Source organism: Actinoplanes subglobosus, assembly GCF_042650585.1.
GTDB classification, from domain to species: domain Bacteria; phylum Actinomycetota; class Actinomycetes; order Mycobacteriales; family Micromonosporaceae; genus Actinoplanes; species Actinoplanes subglobosus.
Window position 1 is genome coordinate 740,931 of sequence record NZ_JBHSBL010000019.1, and the last position, 18,158, is coordinate 759,088.

Below are 18,158 nucleotides of genomic sequence, written 5' to 3' on the forward strand. Positions count from 1 at the left end.
CGTGTTGTGGGTGTCGCGGCCGGTGGTGGTAGCGGCAACGAGCGCACACGTTCGCCGATCGTGCGACCTCACCATCGCCATCGCGGCGATGAACGCACACGCCGACCCGTGCGTGATCGTCCATCCCTGCTATCACGAGGACGAAAGCACGCGATCAGCGTTCGTGTGCCCCCATCGCCGCCACCCGACGTGACACGCCGCCACCCGGCGCGGCACCACCACCACGCGACGCGGCACCACCACGCGACGCGGTACGCCAAAGCGGCAATCGGGCGACGGGAAACAGGAGACAAACCGGCCGAAATCTCGACCAGGCCGATCTGGATCTACAGGCCCTGACCGCGAATCCTCTCCTGACGCGCTGCGAGACGACGCCTCCGAGAAATGGCGAACTCGAGGGTGGTGTAGCGGCCAAGATCCGGCAGGGCGACCGACCCGGCGTCGCGCTGTCACGGTGGCAGGAGCAGCTGCCCGGCGAGCCGATCCGGGGCTGCGACGGAAGCTGCGACCGACGGCGCCGGGGGGATCAGGCTGCCGGCGGAGGGCTGGGCGGCGGAGGGCTGGGCGGCGGAGGGCTGGGCGGCGGAGGGCTGGGCGGCGGAGGGCTGGGCGGCGGAGGGCTGGGCGTTTCGCCGAGGAGCGTGGCGGGCAGGTCGGCCAGGGCCAGCTGGAACTCGGTGGTGTCGTCCAGCACCCGCGCGACGATCAACGCGCCCTCGACCCGCACCAGGGCCGCCCTCGCTCGGCGCTCCGCCTCCGGCGGGGAGGCCCCGGCACGGCGGGCCACGTCGGACATCGCCGTCAGCCAAGCCGTGGCCAGCGCGGCGGCCCGGGACCGGATGTCGTCGGGTGCGCCGCGCAGCGTCATCGTGTCCAGGACGCAGGACAGCCTGCCGTCGGCGTAGAACTCTCCGACCCGGCGCGCCATCTCCTCGACGGCCTCCGAAGGGTCCGGCACCGACGTCAGAGGGTCGACGATCGCATCGAACAGGCGCCCCACATATTCCAGAACGGCCGCGGCCATGCCGGGTTTTCCGCTGGGGAAACGGTGGTAGAGGCTGGCACGTTGCAGACCGGAAGCCGACGACAGCGCGGTCAGCGAGGCGCCGTCGTAGCCTGAGTGCCGGAAGACCTCACTGAGCCGTTGCAGTAGTGCCTCGTCGTCGATGCTCGATGTGCGCCCCACGCGCCAACATTACCGAACATCCGGTAAAATCCGTCATCGCGAGACCGGCCCGAGCTCCCAGTCGATCTCCCATTCGCGGACCGTTCCGTCGTCGCCGCCTGAGTAGGCGTGATTGCCGTCCGGGCTCATCGCGAGCGTCCGGACCCGGCCGCCCTTACCGTCGAGTGTGTGCAGGCTCCGGCCGGTGGACGGATCCCAGGAACGAAGGCCGTCGCCGCCGGCCGACAGGGCGACCGAACCGTCGGCGGTCACCACTACCGCGGCCACGCTGTCGCTGTGGCCGCGCAACGTGTGCCGGCACTCGCCGGTGATCAGGTCCCAGACCCGGACGGTGGCGTCGCCGCGGCCGCCGGCTGACAGCGCGAGACGGCCGTCCGGGGTGGTCGCGATCGACCGGACGGCACCACTGTGGTGGCCCCGGAAGGTACGCAGGCAGGCCCCGGTGACCAGGTCCCACTCCCGTAGGCGCCCGTCCCCGTCGTCGCCGCCGGCCAGCACCCGTTCGCCGCCGGGCAGCGCGGCGACTGCCCGTACGACGCCGCTGTATGTGTGTCCTTGCAGGGAGAAGAGGAAACCGGTGCCCGCGGCGCCGGCGCCGGCCAGATCCCGGACACGGCGGCCGGAGGTCGTGTCCCACACCCGGACCGCCCCGTCGGCGGCGCCCGAGACGAGCATGCGCCCGTCCGGGGTCAGGGTCGCCCAGCGGGCTCGGTGACCTTCCAGGGCGTGCAGCTCGCGGCCGGTGACGGCGTCCAGGATCCGGATCGTCCCCTCGGCCTGGCCGGAGACCGGGGAGAGCAGGTCGGTGATCACGACGAAGCCGTCGCCCACGCCGATCGGGTGGCCCGCGAAGGTGTGCAGGCGACGGACGCCGCCGATCTCCCAGACCCGCACGGTCCGGCCGCCGCCGGACAGCCCGACCCGTCCGTCCGGCCCGATCCTGACGACGCTGATCGCTTCGGCGGCGGTCTCCAGGACCCGCGACTGCCAGATGTCACGGACTCCGAGACGGGAGGAGACCCGTGACAGCTCACGCCAGGCGGCCATCACTCGCGGGTCCCGTTCGTAACCGGGGAGTTCCCGGGCCTCGCGCAGCAGTTCCGCGGCATCCCGCCCGCCGTGACGGGCGGCAGAGGAAGCGGCGGCAGAGGAAGCGGCGGCAGAGGAAGCGGCGGCAGAGGAAAGGGTGGCGGAGGAAAGGGCCGCGGCGGAACGGGCGGCGGCGAGCAGCTCGGTCAGGCGGGCCTCGCCGGCGGTCAGTTCGGTGTGCGAGCGGGGGCGGCACGGGCGGAACGTACACCGAAGGAGGCCGGGGTCCGGCAGGTCCCAGACCCGGACCGTGCCGTCCGCGCCGCCCGACACCGCGACCGTCGCGCCTTCGTTGATCGCCGCCGAACTCACGATCCCGTCGTGGCCGGTGAACGTGCGGACGCAGCGCGCGGTGGCCGGTTGCCAGACACGCAGCGTCTCGTCGGCGCCGCACGACACGGCGAGGCGGCCGTCCGGTGACACCGCCATCGAGTGCACCCAGTGGGAGTGGCCGTCGAAGACACGGACACAACCGCCCGAGTCCAGGTCCCAGACCCGGACGATCCGGTCGTCGACGGCCAGCGCGAGCCGTCCGTCGTCCGCCAGCGCCACCGACGGCACGCTGCTGGAGTAGGCGAGGCCGCCGACCAGGGCCACGCCGTGCGGACCGCCCGGGAGGCCGGCCAGGTGGCGGCCGGTGTCCAGGTCGTACAGGCGGACGTCGCGGTAGCCGGCCGCCAGGGCCAGGCGGCCGTCGCCGGTGAGCGCGACCGACTGCACCCCGGGATGGTCGTCGAGGACACACCGGCCGTGACCGGAGGACAGATCCCACACCCACAGCGTCCCGCCGACGCACCCGGAGATCGCGCGCGTCCCGTCGGCGGTCACCGCGACCGACGTGACCCGCGACGAGTGGCCGTCCAGCACGCGCAGGCAGCGACCGGCCGCCACATCCCAGTACCGGACGCTCCCGTCGGCACCGGCTGACAGGGCACGGGACCCGTCGGCGGTCACGGCGACAGCGGTCACCGCACCGGTGTGCTCGTCGAGGACGTGCAGGCAGCGGCCGGCGTCCAGGTCCCAGATCCGGACGGTCCCGTCCCGGCCAGCGGACAGGGCACGCCTGGCGTCGGCGGTCACCACCACCGCGTCCACGTGCCCGGTGTGGCCGTCGAGGACATGCCGGCAGCCGCCGATGCGGGCTGTCCCCGGATCGGATCCGCGCTCGCGGTGAACCTCCGCGATCAGCTGCCGGACCGGCCACTCGGCCGACGTGTACGCGCCGACCTCGTCCAGCCGTGCCAGGAACGCCTCGTCGGTGATCCGCCCGGTCCGCCAGGCGAGCAGCCCGGAGTTCCAGGTCGCACCCACGTGACGAGGGTCGGCGGCGAGCGCCTCGTCGAAACACTGCCGGGCCTCATCGGTACGGTCCAGGTCGAGCAGTGACAACGCACGGTTGGTCAGCTCGTCCGCACGCAGGTCGGCCGACCGGGGCGCCGGCCGCGGATAGGGCCCGCACTCCTGCTCGTAGACGCCGATCAGCTCGTCGGCGAGCACGGCCATGCCGGCGGGCCGCCCGGACGGCTCGAACGACAGGCACCGCCCCAGCAGAGCGACCAGCGCGGGTGGCATCGACGGCCGCCCCGGAGCACCGGCGCCCGGCGAGTCGAGCACGTCGACGGCGGCCGGGCCGATCGTCCACGTGACCCGGCCGGTGAACATCTCCAGCACGGTCACGGCAAGGCTCCACACATCGGTACGCCGGCCCGCCCGCCCACCTCCCAGTTGCTCGGGTGACGCGTACGCCGGAGTCATGCCCCCGACCGTGACCAGGATGGTCGCGTCCCCGCCCCGGCGGGCGCGCGGACGCCCGACCCGGGCCAGCCCGAAATCGGTGACCTTGGCCGTGCCGGTGGTGTCGAGCAGCACGTTCCCCGGTTTCAGGTCCTGGTGGACGACACCGCGTCCGTGCGCGTGCGCCATCCCCCAGGCCATCTGGACGGCGATGTCGAGAATGCGGGCCAGGCCCACCCGCGGCCCGCCCTGGTAGAGCCGCCCGTCGTCGATCCACTCGCGCAGGCTGCCGCCGTCGACGTACTCGGCGAAGACCCGCGGGATGCCGTCGACGGTCCGGACGTAGTGGCAGGCGCACAGGTTCGGGTGCACGCCGAGCGAGACCCAGGTCTCCGCCTCCCGGACGAAACGCCGCCGGTCCTCGTCGTCGGCGAACCACTCCGGCCGTGGGCTCTTGACCGCCAGGTCCAGCCGCCAGCCGAGGTGCCGCACCCGGTGGACCAGGCCCATCCCGCCGCGGCCGTGGACCGCGAGCACCTCGTAGCGGTCGAGGATCCGGTCTCCGATCGACCATCCGGCGGCCTGTGGCACGGTCAACCCCCTCGTTCCACAGTGGTGAGGCCCGAGGCTAGCCGGAGCGGGCCACCCGCCGCGGAACAGGCAGAGCCCGCTCCTCGACGCCGTCGTTCCAGCGGTGGAACACGCGGTGCCCCGGGGAGTACGCCCACCCGCCGAGGTCCGGCAGGTGCGCGACGACGGTGCCGTCCAGTGCGACGACGAAGGCACCGTCGTCGGGGGTCAGCGCGACCAGGTGACCCGACCCGGCGTCGTGGTGCAGTTCGCCCTTGACCTCCCCGTGCTCGTTGAGTCGGATCAGTACGCCACCCCGAGTGGCCGGCCGATCGTGGCCGGATCGTCGAGAGCGGCGAGCATGGCATGGGCCACGTCGGCGCGGCCGATGGTGTGGCCGTTGGCGACGTTGGCGCCGGCCGCGGTCCGGTAATGGCCGGTCAGCGGTTTGTCGACCAGCTTCGGCGGCCGCACGACCGTCCACTCCGCCCGGCTGCCGGCCAGCGCCTGCTCCATGGCCCGCAGGTCGGTGTAGACGTCGCGGAACACGGCGCTGATCACCGGCAGCAGGACGTGGCGGCTCAGGAAGCCGTCGCCGTCAGGTGACGGACCGACCGGCGCGGCGCTGACCACGACGACACGGCGGACGCCGGCGGCGGACATCGCGGTCAGCAGGTGGCCGGTGGCGGTGGAGGCGACCGGGCCGTCGTGGCGGCCGCGCGCGCCGATGCCGGACAGCACGGCGTCACTGCCTTTCAGCAGCGTGGTCAGGGTGGCGGTGTCGGCCAGGTCGGGCACGGCCGACACCTGCAGGGCGGTGTGGGTCAGGGGCAGGCGCACGGGGTCGCGGACGACGGCGGTCACGGTGAATCCGCGGTCGAGGGCCTGGCGCACGACGTGGCCGCCGATGCCGCCGGTCGCGCCGAGGACTGTCAGTCTCATCGCTTCCTCCTCGATAGGGAACTTTGGTAATTGTTACCGTAAACGACAATTACGGGGTCGTACAATATCCGGGTGTCCTCCACCCACCGTCCGCTGTCCGAGCGGGCCAACTTCCTGCTCTCCCAGCTCGGGTTCCACGTCGCCCAGACGTTCGCCGCGCGACTGGCCCCGCTCGGCATCGCGCCCAACCACTTCGGGCTGCTCATGCACCTCGACCGGGGCGAGGGCCGGACCCAGCAGCAGCTGGCGGACGCGGTCGGCGTACATCGGAAGGTCATGGTGGGTTTGATCGATGATCTGGAGCGGCGGGGCCTGGTGGAGCGGCGGCGCCATCCGGCCGACCGGCGTGCCCACGCGCTGCACCTGACCGAGGCCGCCCGGGAACTCCTGCCCCACGCCCGCGACATCGCCGACCGGCACGAGGACGAGATGCTGGCCGGGCTGGAGCCCGCCGAGCGCACCCAGTTGCTCGCCATGCTGCAGCGGATCGCCGAGCGCAGCGGAAATCCGCCCGGCGTGCACCCGGGACTGCGGCACGCCACCCCGGACACCTGACACGAAACGCAGAGGGCGGGTCAGCGCACGCGATCGCCCTTCGTGGGCCGGTGCGCATGTCGGCTCCCCGGGCCGGTCAGTGTGGCGGCGGGCTGCCGATGTGGGCCAGGAACGCCCGCACCGCGCCGGCCGGCGGCAGCCGCGAGCCGGCCCAGACGGCCCGCAGGTCGCGGCGCAGGTCGAGACCGGTGACGGCGATCCGCCGCAGCCGGCCGGACTGGAGATCGTCGGCGACGGCCAGCCGGCTGAGGACGGCGGGCCCGGCTCCGGCCAGCACGGCGGCCCGGACCGAGGCGGTGGTGGACAGCTCCAGCACCGGCAGGGCCTGCCGGACGCCGTCACCGAGCCGGCGGCGTAACGCGGTGGCCAGGAACTCCCGGGTGCCGGAGCCTGGTTCGCGGCTGACCAGCGGGGTGTCGGCGAGCTCGTCGGCGTCGACACCGGCCGGGCGGCGGGTCCAGCGGTGGCCGGGCGGCACGACCAGGACCAGTTCGTCGTGGGCGACCACACGGCTGTGCAGTCCGGGCGGTACGGCCGGGCCCTCCACGAAGCCGAGGTCGGCCTCCCCGGCCCCGACCAGTTCGACGACCTGCTCGCTGTTGGTGGCCCGCAGCACCACCTGGGCGGGCGTCTCCCCACGGCGTCGGGCGTCGGTCTGCAGGCTGACCAGCCACACCGGCAGCAGCTGCTCGGCGATGGTGAGGCTGGCCGCGACCCGGACCCGGCCACGGGCGTCCGCACGCAGCGCCGCCAGCGCGGTGTCGACCTCGTCGGCGACCTGCAGCAGCCGGTCGGCCCAGCCGGCGACGACCTTGCCGGCGGCGGTGAGCTCGGTGCCCCGGGTGGTGCGGACCGCCAGACGCACGCCGGTCTGCGCCTCCAGCGTGGCGATGCGGGCCGACACCGCCTGCTGGCTGAGCCCGAGCGAGCGCCCGGCCGCGCTCAGGCTCCGGCTGCCGGCCACCGCGAGAAGGACCTCCAGCGAGCCCAGGTCGGGCATCCGCGCACTCAACGCCACAACCGGAGATAGTAACCAGCCACAACCCGGCTTTGTGGCCTCACCAGGATCCGGCGGGTACCGGGCCGCACTTCCGGCCATGATCGTTGAGGCATGACCCCCAACTGGTACGCGTCCGTCATGGGCACCGGAATCGTGGCCACCGCCGCCGTGACCCTGCCGGTGCGGGTGCCCGGGCTGCACCTGCTCGCCACGGGCGTCTGGATGCTGGCAGCGGTCCTGCTGATCATGCTGACCGCCACCGCCGTGAGACGCTGGCAGGACGCCCTCGGCCATCACACCGACCCGGTGATGATGCACTTCTACGGGGCGCCGCCGATGGCGGTCCTGACCGTGGGCGCGGGCACGCTGCTGCTGGGCCGGGACGTCATCGGGCTGGAGGCGGCGGTCCGCGTCGACTGGCTGCTGTGGGGCGCCGGCACGATCGCGGGGCTGTACGTCGCCGTGGCGATCCCCTTCCTGATGGTCACGCGGCCCGGGGGCACCACGGCGGACGGTGCCTTCGGCGGCTGGCTGATGCCGGTCGTCGTGCCGATGGTGTCGGCGTCCACCGGTGCGCTGCTCGTGCCGTACACCCCGGCCGGTCAGCTCCGGCTGACGATGGTTCTCGGCTGCTATGCGATGTTCGGGATCAGTCTGATCGCGTCGCTGGTGATCATCACGCAGATCTGGCAGCGGCTCGTCCGGCACGGGGCCGGTCCGGCGCGGATGGTGCCGACGCTGTGGATCGTGCTGGGCCCGCTCGGTCAGTCGGTCACCGCGGCGAACCTGCTCGGCGATGTCGCGGATCAGGCGCTGCCCGGGCCGTACGCGAACGGGCTCCGGATCTTCGGGGTGCTGTACGGCGTACCACTGTGGGGCTTCGCTCTGCTCTGGGCGGCCCTGGCCGCCGCCGTGACGCTGCGGACCGACCTGCCGTTCTCGCCGGCCTGGTGGTCGTTCACCTTCCCGGTCGGAACCCTGGTCACCGCGACGTCGGGCCTGGCCGTGCACACCGGAGCGGACCTGTTCCGGGTCGCGGCCGTGCTCCTCTACTCCGGGTTGCTCGCCATCTGGACCGTCGTGGCCGCCCGCACCGTCCGTGAGCGGGTCGCCGCCACCCGGCCCGCCGGGCATGCTGTATCCGGTTGACGACCCCGACCGGAGGGAACGACATGCGCCCGGCGAAACCTGAGGAGGCCGGCATGCTCAGCCGGCTGGCTTTCCGATCGAAAGCGCATTGGGGGTACGACGAGGAGTTCCTGGAACTGTGCCGGCCGGCTCTGACGTTCGCCGCGCACGAGCTCGGCACCCTGCGCGCGACGGTCGCCGAGGAGTCCGGCCTGGTGGTCGGCTTCTACACGCTGGAGGGCATGCCGCCGGAGGGCGAACTGGGCAACCTCTGGATCGACCCGGCCCACATGCGCCGTGGCCACGGCCGCCGGTTGTGGCGGCACGCCACGGCGACGGCCGGGGCCGCCGGCTTCACGTCGCTGACGATCGACGCGGACCCGTCCGCCGAGGGTTTCTATCTCGCGATGGGAGCCGTCCGCGTCGGCGCGGTGCCGTCGAGCGTCACGCCGGGCCGGCTGCTGCCGCGGTTGCGTTACCGCCTCGGGTGAGGGTCCGCGTCCGGCGTGCGCCACCAGGTGACGAACGCCGCGAGGACCAGGAACAGGGCACCGGACGCGCCGGTCACGATCATGGCCGGGGCCACGATGTCCGTGACGGTGATCCAGGCCGGGGCGCCGGGGCCGTGCACGATGCCGAGCCGGCGCGGGTCGCTGCCGTCGTTGGGGTCGAACAGCAGGCCACCGCACGCGGCGAGCAGGAGGGCGAACGGGCCGACGACGCCGGCGCCGCGGGAGCCCGGCCGGTGCGCGTTGCGGGCCGCCACCCAGAGGACCGGCACCAGCACCGCCGCGCCGATCAGCCGGATCCAGGCGAAGAGACCTTCCAGGAGGTACGCGATCGCGCCGTTCTGACTGTCGCCGGAGTTGAAGGACGTGCTCAGGTGCAGCAGATCCCAGACGGTCGACGCGGCGTTGAGCAGCATCCCCGCGCAGAGCACGCCGACGGGGAGCGACAGGGGGATCCGGGTGCGGCCATCGGTCACACGAGCGAATCTAGACGACGAATGTGGTCGATATGTGTGCGCCGTGTGGAGGCTACCAGCAGCGGCGGGTCTTCTCCGGGAGCAGCTCCAGCGCCGGTACGGCGATCACCTCGCCCGAGCCGGGCCGGGTCAGCCAGATCGTCGCGTGCGGGCTGTAGTCGCTCAGCAGCTCCCGGCAGACGCCGCACGGGGCGATGATCCGGAACATCCCGGCCGGTTTGATCTGGACCGAGATCACGCAGTCGACCTCGTTCAGCGACGCGCCCGCGGTGCAGGCCGCACCCAGGGCCACCCCCTCGGCGCAGATCGAACTGCGGCGGCACGAACCCTCCAGGTGCACGCCGGTGTGCACGGTCCCGGCGGCGGTGCGCAGCGCGGTGGCGACCTCGTGACGGCCCGGCGCCCAGACCTTCGCCAGCAGGTTCTCGGCCAGGCGCAGCAGGGCGACGTCGGCGGCGGACATCGCCGGCGGTGGCGGAACCGGTTCGGGCACGGCGGTCACGCCCTCCCCGAACGGGGGTCGAGCATCTGGCAGAGCAGGTCCACCACGACGTTGACCAGGACGAACAGCAGGCCGATGGCGAGCGATGCGGCCTGCACCACGGGGTAGTCGCGCCGCAGGATGCCGTTGACGAGCACGTTGCCGACACCCGGGTAGGAGAAGACCGTCTCGGTGACCACCGAACCGCCGAGCAGGGTGCCGAAATGCAGGCCGAGCACCGTCACGACCGGTGGGGCCGCGCCGCGCAGCACGTGCCGGCGCAGGACCGCGCCGGGGGCGAGACCCTTCATCCGGGCGGTACGCACGAAGTCCTCGCCGAGCACGTCGAGCATCGATGCCCGTACCACCCTGATGAGGTAACCGGTCAGCGACAGGGCCAGGGTGACCGCCGGCAGGATCAGGTGGCCGGCCCACGGGCCGATGAGCTCCGGCCGGCCCTGCAGCACCGCGTCGACCGGGACGAACCCGGTGGTCGGGCGGTAGCCGAGATCGTGCGGCAGGCGGCCGATCACCGGCAGGCGGCCGAGCCAGACCCCGAAGATCACGATCCCGAGTACGCCCGGCGCGAACCACGGCAGCGAGTAGCCGATCGTCCCGGCCAGGCGGCTGGCGGTGTCGATCCAGGTGCCCCGGCGCAGCGCCGCGACGGCTCCGGCGCACATCCCGGCCGCCGTGGCGAGCAGCATCGCGGCGACGGCGAGTTCGATCGTGGCCGGCAGTGACTGCCCGATCAGCGTGGTGACCGCGGTGCCGCCGTGGATCGAGGTGCCCAGGTCCAGGCGGGACAGGTCGGCGAGGAAGCCGGCGTACTGCTTGATCAGGGGTTCGTCGAGGCCGAGCGCGGTGCCCATCCGCTCGGCGTCGCCGCTGATGTCGGCGGTGCTCTGCCCGGACGCGCCGGCCGCGGCGACGGCGGTGACCGGGGAACCGGGCGCCAGCCGGACGGCGACGAACACGATCGCGCTGAGCAGCAGCAACGACACCGGCACGGCGGCCAGACGCCGGATCACCAGCCATCCGGCGCTCATCGGGAACGCCTCCGGTCGGTGCGATCGCGCAGCTGGTCGCCGGCGAGGTTGCACGCGACGACGAACAGCAGGCTCGCGGCGGCCGGGAGCGTCACCAGCCGCGGCGCGGTGTGCAGGAACTCCTGACCGGCCTGCGCCATGCTGCCCCAGTCCGGTGCCGGCGGCGGGATCCCGAGACCGAGATAGGACATCCCGGCGGAGAGCCCGGCGGCGATCGACAGGGTCATCAGCACCTGGGCGAGCAGCGGTCCGGCGATGTTCGGCAGCACTTCGACAACCAGGATCCGGGCGGTACGGGCACCGCCGATCCGGGCCGCGAGAACGTAGTCACGGGACGCCTCGCCCGCGGTGAGCACCCGTGCCAGGCGGGCCAGCCCGGGGGCGAGGGTGACGCCGATGCCGGTCACGAGACTGGCCACGCCGGGCCGCCACGCCGCGACGAGCAGGATGATCACCAGCATCGGCGGGAACGTCAGCGCCACATCGGTCAGCGCCGTCACCAGCCAGCCGACGGTGCCGCCGACATATCCGGCGAGCAGGCCCGCACCGATGCCGAGCAGCGCGGCGACGGTGGTGGCCGCCGACGACACCAGCAGCAGGGGCCGGGCGCCGTACACCATCCGGGCCAGCAGGTCACGGCCCAGATCGTCGGTGCCGAGCGGGTGCCCGGGAGCACCGAACGGCAGCAGCGGCCCGGTCGTGTGCCGGAGCGGATCGGCGGTGACCAGCAGCGGGCCGGCCAGCGCGACCAGCACGAACAGGGCGACCACCAGCCACGGGCCGACGGCCGGGAGACCGTGACCGCGGCGGGTGGCCGTGTCAGACACTCGTGGTGTCCGGGTAGCAGCGGTGGCTGGCCAGGGCCTTCCAGTTCAGGTTCCGCACCGACCTACGGCTCACCACCGGGTTCGACGCGAACGCGAGCATCACCAGTGTCATGTAGGTACCGGCCCAGGCACGCTGGATCTCGGTGTAACGCTTACGGCGTACCGCCGGATCGGTGATGTTCTTGGCCTCGAAGAGCATGCCGGCGAACCCGGCCGAGCCCGGCAGCGTGGCGAACCCGGAGATCAGCTCGCCGTAGACGCCGGACGGCCGGGCCAGCACCCCCGTCATGTCGTCGGCGTCCGGGTAGTAGCTGTTGCGCTCCCAGATCATCAGCTCGTGGAACGGGTCCTCCGGGGTGAGCAGCCGGGTGAAGTAGGCGGCCGGGTCCACCGCCTCGGTCTCCACCCGCAGGCCGATGTCGGCGAGGTTCTGCGCGACGATCTGCGCGGCCTTCGGATGCCAGCTGTCGGTGGCCGCCATCAGGCGCACGATCCGGCCGGTGGCGCCGGCCTGCCGGATCAGCCGCCCGGCCTCGGCGACATCGGTACGGGACAGGTCCGCCAGCCCCCGGTCGTAGGCGTCCTGGTCCGGCGCGATCGTGTAGCCGTCGGGTGGCACCGCGGCGCCGAAGAACGCCTGCCGGATCACCGACTGCCGGTCGACGGCCAGGTTGATCGCCCGGCGGACGTCCGGCTCGGGGATGCGGCGGACGTCGATCATCATGAACGCGGCGAAGCTCGTCGGCGTGTCGTGCACGGTCACCTCGTCATCGGCGCGGAGCCGGCTCAACGCCGGGTACGGGGTGAACTGGGTCGCCGAGACGTCACCGGACAGGAGTGAGCTGACGATCGCCGACGGGTCGGTGACCTGCTGCAGCACGAGACGGTCGACCGGCGGGCGGCCCAGGCGGAAGGCGTCGAACGGTTCCAGCACGATGCTCTGCCCGGCGGTGGCCGACACGAACCGGAACGGGCCGGTGCCGACCAGGTTCCGGCCGATCGCGGAGCCGTACCGGTCCAGGGCCGTCTTGGAGATGATCCGGGCGCCGATGTCGGCCAGGCGGCCGAGCAGCGTACGGTCCGGTTCCTTCAGCCGCAGCACCACGGTGCCGTCGTCCGGGGCGGTGAGCGCGGCGAAGTTCTGGCCCAGGGTGCGCAGCGGCCGGGACGCGCCGACCGGCAGTGTCGGATCGTCGCCGTCGAGCTGCCGGTTCAGGCTGGCCAGCACGTCGGCGGAGGTGAAGACGCTGCCGTCGTGGAAGGTGACACCCCGGCGCAGCGTGAACGTGTAGGTGAGCCAGTCGCCGGAGACCGTCCAGCTCTCGGCCAGGTCGGGCACCGGCTCGTCGTCCTCGAAGGAGATGAAGGTCAGGCCGCGGCAGATGCAGTCGACGGCCATCCAGTCACCGATCGTGGTGTAGAAGGCCGGATCGTTGACCGCGCTGGTGCCGTCGATCGCCAGGGTGAGAGTGCCCGCCCGGCGGGCCGTGCCGCAGCCGCCGAGCAGCCCGGCGAGACCCACGAGCAGCGCACGGCGCGGTACTGCCTGACCGGTCCCCATGGCAATCGAGTCGACCACGTGCTTGTCACCGGCGGGCCGGAATCGGCCAGACAGCTCACCGGCCGGGTGCACAATGAGCCGACAGGGGGGCGAACATGTCCGGTCCCGGCCCGATGGCCTCCGACGCGGTGCTCGCGGTCATGTCCGAGGCCTACTTCGCGGTCACCCTCGACGGGCGGGTGGTGGAGTGGAACCCGGCGGCGGAGAGCACCTTCGGGTGGAGCCGGGCGGAGGCGTACGGGCAGGACATCGCCGAGCTCATCGTCCCGCAGCGGCACCGGGCCACCTATCTGGCCGGGCTGGCGCGGCTGGCCGACGGCGACCCCGGCCGCCTCCTCGAACGACGCCCGCAACTGACCGCGGTGCACCGGGACGGACACGAGCTACCGGTCGAGACCACCCTGACCCTCACCGGCAGCGGCCCCGGCAGGATCGTCCACGCGCTCGCCCACGACGTGTCCGCGGCCCTGCGAGGCACCCGCTTCACCATGGTCGAAGCGGCCGTCTCCCGCGGCCTGGCCGAGGCGCCGACCAGCAGCAACGCCGCCGCCCGGGTGGTCGAGGCGCTCGGCGTCCGGATGGGCTGGCCGGTCTCCGAACTGTGGCTGATCGACGAACAACGGCAGGTCCTGACCTGCGCCGCCCGGCACAACCGGGCCAACCGCGACCTGGCCCACTTCGCGATCAGCGAACTGGAGTCCGGGGTGAGCCTGCCCGGCGCGGTCATCGAATCCGGCCGGGTCCGGTGGATCCCCGACCTGACCGTCGACACGACCTCCCCGCGCAGCCGGGTCGCGGCCCGGACCGGCCTGCGGGTCGCCGTCGGCGTGCCGATCCGCACCGGCGCGCGGGTGCTCGGCGCACTCTGCGTCTACGGCGACCGGGCCGAGAAACCCGACGCCACCCTGATCAGCCTGCTCAGCGGGCTCGCCGCCCACGTCGGCCAGTATCTGGAACGGCGCCGGGCCGAGGAACTGGCCATCGACCTGGCGCGGACCAAGGACGAGTTCGTCTCCATGGTCACGCACGAGCTGCGCAACCCGCTCGCCGTCATCCTCGGCACGCTCGACCTGCTCGACGACGACCACGACGCCGGCCATCACGCCGGTCTCACCGCCGACGAACGGCGGCAGCACCTGCGGACCATCGGTAGGTGCGCCGAACGGCTCAACGTCATGACCAACGACCTGCTCGACCTGGCCCGCCTCGAGTCCGGCGCCATGAACGTGCGGATGACACCGCTCGACCTGAGCGAACTGCTCGCCGAGAGCATCGCCACGACGACCATCACCGCAGAGGCCAAAGATCTGGCGGTACGGGCGGACCTGCCCCCGCATCTGCCGGTGTACGGCGACCCCGACCGTCTCCGGCAGGTGGCCGACAACCTGCTCTCCAACGCGGTCAAGTACACCCCGCACGGCGGCAGCGTGACCGTCAGCGCCGCACCGGACGCGAACAGCCCCGGCTGGGTGACCTGGACGGTGACCGACACCGGCATCGGAATCCCACCCGAGGAGCGTTCCCGCCTGTTCCGCCGCTTCTACCGCGCGTCGACGGCCGTACAGGCCCGGATCCCCGGCACCGGGCTGGGCCTGGTGATCACCCGAACCATCATCGAACGCCACCAAGGAACCATCACCGTCGCCGACGGCACCGGCCCCGGAACCACTTTCGTGATCCGTCTCCCGCGAAAGCCCCTCCCCCTGATCCACGCCTAGCGCCCGCTTTCGGACACCGATTTCGCCGATAGTCTCGCGTGATGTCACGGCGTGCGCTGATCGCGGAAAGGCGCCCACCTCGCGGCGGGCGCCTTCCGGGGTCCGGGACTACTTGCGGGTCACGTCGCTCTGGGTGACCTTGCAGTTGGAGTCGTTCCAGCCCTCGCCGAGGTACTTCGGCTCGCTGCCCTTGGCGACTCCCTGGTACTTGCCGCAGACCACGGCGCTGGAGCTGTTGGTCAGGGTGACGCGGGTGATGGTGGCCGTGTCGCCCCAGTTGCTGTTGATGCCGGCGACCATGTCGATGTCGTTCAGCAGCACGTTGTCGATCTTCACGTGGCGCTGGTAGGACGTGGTGCAGTTGCCGCAGCCGCGGTACAGCTTGCCGGAGCCGCTCAGGTAGAAGCCGGAGATGCTGACCGTGCCGTTGCCGTTGTGCTGGAACGTCTTGTCGCTGCCGGACCGGGCGCCGCCACCGATGACGTAGCTCGTACCGCCGCCGGTGCCCTTGAACGTGGCGGCGTCCTCGCCGATGTCGTTCCACCACACGTTGCGGATGGTGCAGGTGCCCTCGCAGTGGACACCGTCGCCGGCCGGGGAGCCGAGGATGACGTTCTGCAGGGTGCCGCCGTTGGCGATCTTGAACATCGGGTCCTGGGACTCGCTCTGCGAGCCGTCACCGATGCAGCAGTAGGTCTTCATGCCGCCGTCGAAGGTGCCGGAGACGTTGACCGTGCCGGAGATCGACACGTTGCCGGCCGAGGACGGCCACTGGCCGGTCGGGGTGCCGGTGCCACCGGTCGGGCCCGGGCTCGGGCTGCCGGTCGGGCCGGCGGTGGGGCTGGTGGTCGGGTTCGAGCCGCCGGCGGCGTACGTCTCGAACTCGGAGATCCGCGGTGCGCTGGACGCGCCGGTGATCTCGAAGGTGAGCTTCTTCAGGGACGTCGCGGAGAAGTTGATGGTGCTCGGGCTGCCGCTGCCGCTGGTCAGGACCGAGCCGGAGTCGCCGTTGAGCACCCGCCAGGCGCTGATCGAGCCGCCACCGGACGCCTGCTTGATGACGGCCGAGGAGACCGACGTGGCGCTGCTCCACTTGACCGAGACGTAACCGGTCGCGCTGCTCGGCGACCAGTAGGTGCTCGTGTTCCCGTCCTTGACGTTGCCGTAGCTGGTGCCGCTGGCCTTGCTGGAGCCGTCGGCACCGCCGGCGAGGCTCAGGTTGTCGGCGGCCATGGCCTGCGAGAGCGGCAGCGACAGCGTGATCGCGGCGCTCGCGGCCACGGTGGCGCCCACGGCTACCCACCGTAGAGCGACTGGTCGTTTCATCGGTGTCTCACCTTCATCTGGGGATTGGGTCGCGCCTTCAAGCGGGGGGAAAGCGCTTTCCTGTGGAGGATAGAGACGGGTCGATGTGAATGCAAGGAGTTACCGGGACGTAGCTAACGGCCCGGCACGACCAGGCCCGTCTCATACGCCAGGACGGCGGCCTGGGTCCGGTCGCGCAGGTCGAGTTTCATCAGGATGCGGCTCACGTGGGTCTTCACGGTCTGCTCGGCGACCCTCAGGTGCACGGCGATCTCCGCGTTGGACATCCCCCGCGCGACCAGCCCGAGAACCCTCACCTCCTGCGCGGTCAGGACCGACAGCCGGCCGGCCGGTGCCCCGGGCGGCGCCGGCCGCTGGGAGAAGTCGTCCAACAGGCGCCGCGTCACCGACGGCGCCAGCACCGCGCCACCGGACATCGTGGTCCGCACGGCGTCGGCCAGCTGATGCGCCGACGAGTCCTTGAGCAGGAAACCCCGCGCGCCGGCCCGGATCGCCTCGTGCACGTACTCGTCCTCGTCGAACGTGGTCAGCATCAGCACCCGCACCTCGGGGGTACGCGCCAGGATCCGGCGGGTCGCCGCCAGGCCGTCCAGGACCGGCATCCGCACGTCCATCAGCACGACGTCGGGCCGCAGGTCGGCGGCCATCCGGACGGCCTCGTCCCCGTCCCCCGCCTCGCCGGCGACCTCGATGTCGGGCTGGACGCCGAGCAGGACGGCGAAGCTCTCCCGCAGCATCCGCTGATCGTCGACGACCAGCACCCGGATCCGTGCCGTGCTCATGCCACCGCCAGCGACATCGTCACCTCGTACCACCCGTCGGCACGCGGGCCGGCCCGCAGGTGCGCGCCGAGGACCGCCGCCCGCTCCCGCATACCGGTCAGCCCGTGACCGGCGGCCGGCAGCGACCGGTCCGGCCGGCCCGGGCTGTTGGAGACCCGCAGATCAAGGGCTCGGCGATGGTACGAGACATCGACCTCGACGTCAGCGCCGGGCGCGTGCCGGACCACATTGCTCAGCGCCTCCTGGATCACCCGGTAGGCGATCAGCTCGACCTGCTCCGGTAGCGGGCGCACCTCACCGCGGACACCCGTCGTCAGGGTCAGCCCGGCGCTTCGGCAGTTGGCGAACAGCTGATCCAGATCGGACAGGGCCGGCTGTGGGGCGTACTCCGGCGAATGCTCCGACCGCAACATGCCGAGAATCTGCCGCATCTCCGTCATCGCGGCCAGGGCGTTCTGCCGGATGGCGGCGAAGCCCTCGGCCGCGGCCGGATCGAGGTCGGTCAACCGGTAGGGCGCGGCCTCGGCCTGGACGGCGATGACCGACATGTGGTGGGCGACCACGTCGTGCAACTCGCGGGCGATCCGAGTGCGTTCCTCCAGAGCCGTCCGCCGGACCCGCTCCTGCTCGGTCAGGCCGACCTGGTGGCGCAGCTCGCGCCGGACGTCGCGCAGCCAGCGGGCGAGTGCGACCCCGGCGAGCCCGGCGGCGTAGAGGCCGGACAGCACGAGTCCGTTGTTGATCTGCTCCCGGCCGGGGAGGAGCACCTCCGCGGCGACGGCCACGACGGTCGTGATCAGCCACTGGGCGAGGTAGACCGGCGGTGGCGCCTGGTAGGCGACGAGCAGGCCGACGAACAGGTGCGCGACGATGCCGGCGGCGCTCCACGGCCAGAGCGCCGCACCCGCCGCGGGGTCCGCGGAGAGACCGACGACGATCAGGTACGGCAGAGCCGTCACCAGCGACAGCCACCAGGCGGCGACCGGCCGGTGGATCACCAGGACGACCGGTATCGCCTGCGCCACCGCGGCCACGCCGAGCACCGGCAGGGACCGGGGCAGGGTGTCGGCGAGCACCCCGGCACCGACGGCGGCGGTGTAGAAGGCCAGCACCGACACCCCGATGATCCGCAGGCCCCGCATCAGGGCGGGCCGGTCCCGGCCGACGGTCCGCTCGGGACGGATCGACAGGTCGAGGAGCGTACGGACGGTGGGCGCCACGCGTA

At 72.4% G+C, this 18,158-nt stretch carries 16 protein-coding genes; 4 read left to right on the forward strand and 12 right to left on the reverse strand.

All coding sequences use genetic code 11. The annotated features are described in order from the left end of the window. Positions 1 to 526: 526 nt before the first annotated feature. The 3 genes from ACFO0C_RS28860 to ACFO0C_RS28870 all read right to left on the reverse strand — a co-directional run bounded on the left by ACFO0C_RS28860 (position 527) and on the right by ACFO0C_RS28870 (position 5,521). Positions 527 to 1,186, reverse strand: a complete 660-nt coding sequence (locus ACFO0C_RS28860) for a TetR/AcrR family transcriptional regulator (RefSeq protein ID WP_378069844.1) — start codon at positions 1,184 to 1,186, stop codon at positions 527 to 529. Positions 1,187 to 1,219: 33 nt separating this feature from the next. Next, on the reverse strand, positions 1,220 to 4,600 hold the full coding sequence (locus ACFO0C_RS28865) for a WD40 repeat domain-containing serine/threonine protein kinase (protein ID WP_378069924.1): 3,381 nt from the start codon (positions 4,598 to 4,600) through the stop codon (positions 1,220 to 1,222). Positions 4,601 to 4,882: 282 nt separating this feature from the next. Beyond that, positions 4,883 to 5,521 carry an NAD(P)-dependent oxidoreductase gene (locus tag ACFO0C_RS28870; RefSeq protein WP_378069845.1) on the reverse strand — a complete coding sequence of 213 codons (639 nt, stop codon included), beginning with the start codon at positions 5,519 to 5,521 and terminating at the stop codon, positions 4,883 to 4,885. Between the two features lie 72 nt (positions 5,522 to 5,593). Between ACFO0C_RS28870 and ACFO0C_RS28875 the strand changes: the two genes are divergently transcribed. Beyond that, a complete protein-coding gene (locus ACFO0C_RS28875) occupies positions 5,594 to 6,076 on the forward strand; it encodes a MarR family winged helix-turn-helix transcriptional regulator (RefSeq protein WP_378069846.1) in 483 nt (160 codons plus the stop codon). Positions 6,077 to 6,152: 76 nt separating this feature from the next. Here the strand turns inward: ACFO0C_RS28875 and ACFO0C_RS28880 are convergent, their stop codons facing one another. Further along, the gene (locus tag ACFO0C_RS28880) at positions 6,153 to 7,076 is read right to left on the reverse strand and encodes a LysR family transcriptional regulator (RefSeq protein WP_378069847.1); all 924 of its coding nucleotides are present in this window, start codon (positions 7,074 to 7,076) and stop codon (positions 6,153 to 6,155) included. 111 nt (positions 7,077 to 7,187) lie between these two features. Between ACFO0C_RS28880 and ACFO0C_RS28885 the strand changes: the two genes are divergently transcribed. Both ACFO0C_RS28885 and ACFO0C_RS28890 read left to right on the forward strand, forming a co-directional pair. Further along, a complete protein-coding gene (locus tag ACFO0C_RS28885) occupies positions 7,188 to 8,225 on the forward strand; it encodes a TDT family transporter (RefSeq protein WP_378069848.1) in 1,038 nt (345 codons plus the stop codon). A 53-nt stretch (positions 8,226 to 8,278) separates the two neighbouring features. Beyond that, entirely contained in the window at positions 8,279 to 8,695 is a 417-nt protein-coding gene (locus tag ACFO0C_RS28890) for a GNAT family N-acetyltransferase (protein WP_378069849.1), read from the forward strand. On the opposite strand, the gene ACFO0C_RS28895 is transcribed toward ACFO0C_RS28890, so the two are convergent. From ACFO0C_RS28895 to ACFO0C_RS28915, 5 genes are read right to left on the reverse strand one after another with little or no spacing between them, the layout of a single operon-like run. Next, entirely contained in the window at positions 8,680 to 9,189 is a 510-nt protein-coding gene (locus ACFO0C_RS28895; RefSeq protein WP_378069850.1) for a hypothetical protein, read from the reverse strand. The two genes, ACFO0C_RS28890 and ACFO0C_RS28895, sit on opposite strands and share 16 nt — an antisense overlap. 52 nt (positions 9,190 to 9,241) lie before the next feature. Beyond that, positions 9,242 to 9,691, reverse strand: coding sequence for a hypothetical protein (locus ACFO0C_RS28900; protein ID WP_378069851.1), 450 nt, complete (start codon positions 9,689 to 9,691; stop codon positions 9,242 to 9,244). Further along, positions 9,688 to 10,719, reverse strand: coding sequence for an ABC transporter permease (locus tag ACFO0C_RS28905; RefSeq protein ID WP_378069852.1), 1,032 nt, complete (start codon positions 10,717 to 10,719; stop codon positions 9,688 to 9,690). The genes ACFO0C_RS28900 and ACFO0C_RS28905 overlap by 4 nt, the downstream gene beginning before the upstream one ends. After that, positions 10,716 to 11,546, reverse strand: coding sequence for an ABC transporter permease (locus ACFO0C_RS28910; RefSeq protein WP_378069853.1), 831 nt, complete (start codon positions 11,544 to 11,546; stop codon positions 10,716 to 10,718). Before ACFO0C_RS28910 ends, ACFO0C_RS28905 begins: the two co-directional genes overlap by 4 nt. Then, positions 11,539 to 13,125: an ABC transporter substrate-binding protein gene (locus ACFO0C_RS28915; protein ID WP_378069854.1), complete on the reverse strand. Its 1,587-nt coding sequence runs from the start codon at positions 13,123 to 13,125 to the stop codon at positions 11,539 to 11,541. The genes ACFO0C_RS28910 and ACFO0C_RS28915 overlap by 8 nt, the downstream gene beginning before the upstream one ends. Positions 13,126 to 13,202: 77 nt before the next feature. Between ACFO0C_RS28915 and ACFO0C_RS28920 the strand changes: the two genes are divergently transcribed. Next, positions 13,203 to 14,825: a sensor histidine kinase gene (locus ACFO0C_RS28920; protein WP_378069855.1), complete on the forward strand. Its 1,623-nt coding sequence runs from the start codon at positions 13,203 to 13,205 to the stop codon at positions 14,823 to 14,825. Between the two features lie 108 nt (positions 14,826 to 14,933). Here ACFO0C_RS28920 and ACFO0C_RS28925 read toward each other — a convergent pair whose 3' ends face one another. The 3 genes from ACFO0C_RS28925 to ACFO0C_RS28935 form a co-directional block, all read right to left on the reverse strand. After that, the gene (locus ACFO0C_RS28925) at positions 14,934 to 16,118 is read right to left on the reverse strand and encodes a pectate lyase (protein WP_378069856.1); all 1,185 of its coding nucleotides are present in this window, start codon (positions 16,116 to 16,118) and stop codon (positions 14,934 to 14,936) included. Between the two features lie 146 nt (positions 16,119 to 16,264). Next, complete coding sequence (locus tag ACFO0C_RS28930) at positions 16,265 to 16,933, reverse strand: response regulator transcription factor (protein WP_378069857.1); 669 nt, start codon at positions 16,931 to 16,933, stop codon at positions 16,265 to 16,267. Then, complete coding sequence (locus ACFO0C_RS28935) at positions 16,930 to 18,153, reverse strand: sensor histidine kinase (protein WP_378069858.1); 1,224 nt, start codon at positions 18,151 to 18,153, stop codon at positions 16,930 to 16,932. The genes ACFO0C_RS28930 and ACFO0C_RS28935 overlap by 4 nt, the downstream gene beginning before the upstream one ends. Between the last annotated feature and the right edge of the window lie 5 nt (positions 18,154 to 18,158).

What these genes read in the sequence shown, in the direction of transcription:
- ACFO0C_RS28885 (WP_378069848.1), top strand. Translation starts at nt 7,188, where the DNA reads ATGACCCCCAACTGGTACGCGTCCGTCATGGGCACCGGAATCGTGGCC.
- ACFO0C_RS28890 (WP_378069849.1), top strand. Translation starts at nt 8,279, where the DNA reads ATGCTCAGCCGGCTGGCTTTCCGATCGAAAGCGCATTGGGGGTACGAC.
- ACFO0C_RS28920 (WP_378069855.1), top strand. Translation starts at nt 13,203, where the DNA reads ATGTCCGGTCCCGGCCCGATGGCCTCCGACGCGGTGCTCGCGGTCATG.
- ACFO0C_RS28880 (WP_378069847.1), bottom strand. Translation starts at nt 7,076, where the DNA reads ATGCCCGACCTGGGCTCGCTGGAGGTCCTTCTCGCGGTGGCCGGCAGC.
- ACFO0C_RS28930 (WP_378069857.1), bottom strand. Translation starts at nt 16,933, where the DNA reads ATGAGCACGGCACGGATCCGGGTGCTGGTCGTCGACGATCAGCGGATG.
- ACFO0C_RS28905 (WP_378069852.1), bottom strand. Translation starts at nt 10,719, where the DNA reads ATGAGCGCCGGATGGCTGGTGATCCGGCGTCTGGCCGCCGTGCCGGTG.
- ACFO0C_RS28870 (WP_378069845.1), bottom strand. Translation starts at nt 5,521, where the DNA reads ATGAGACTGACAGTCCTCGGCGCGACCGGCGGCATCGGCGGCCACGTC.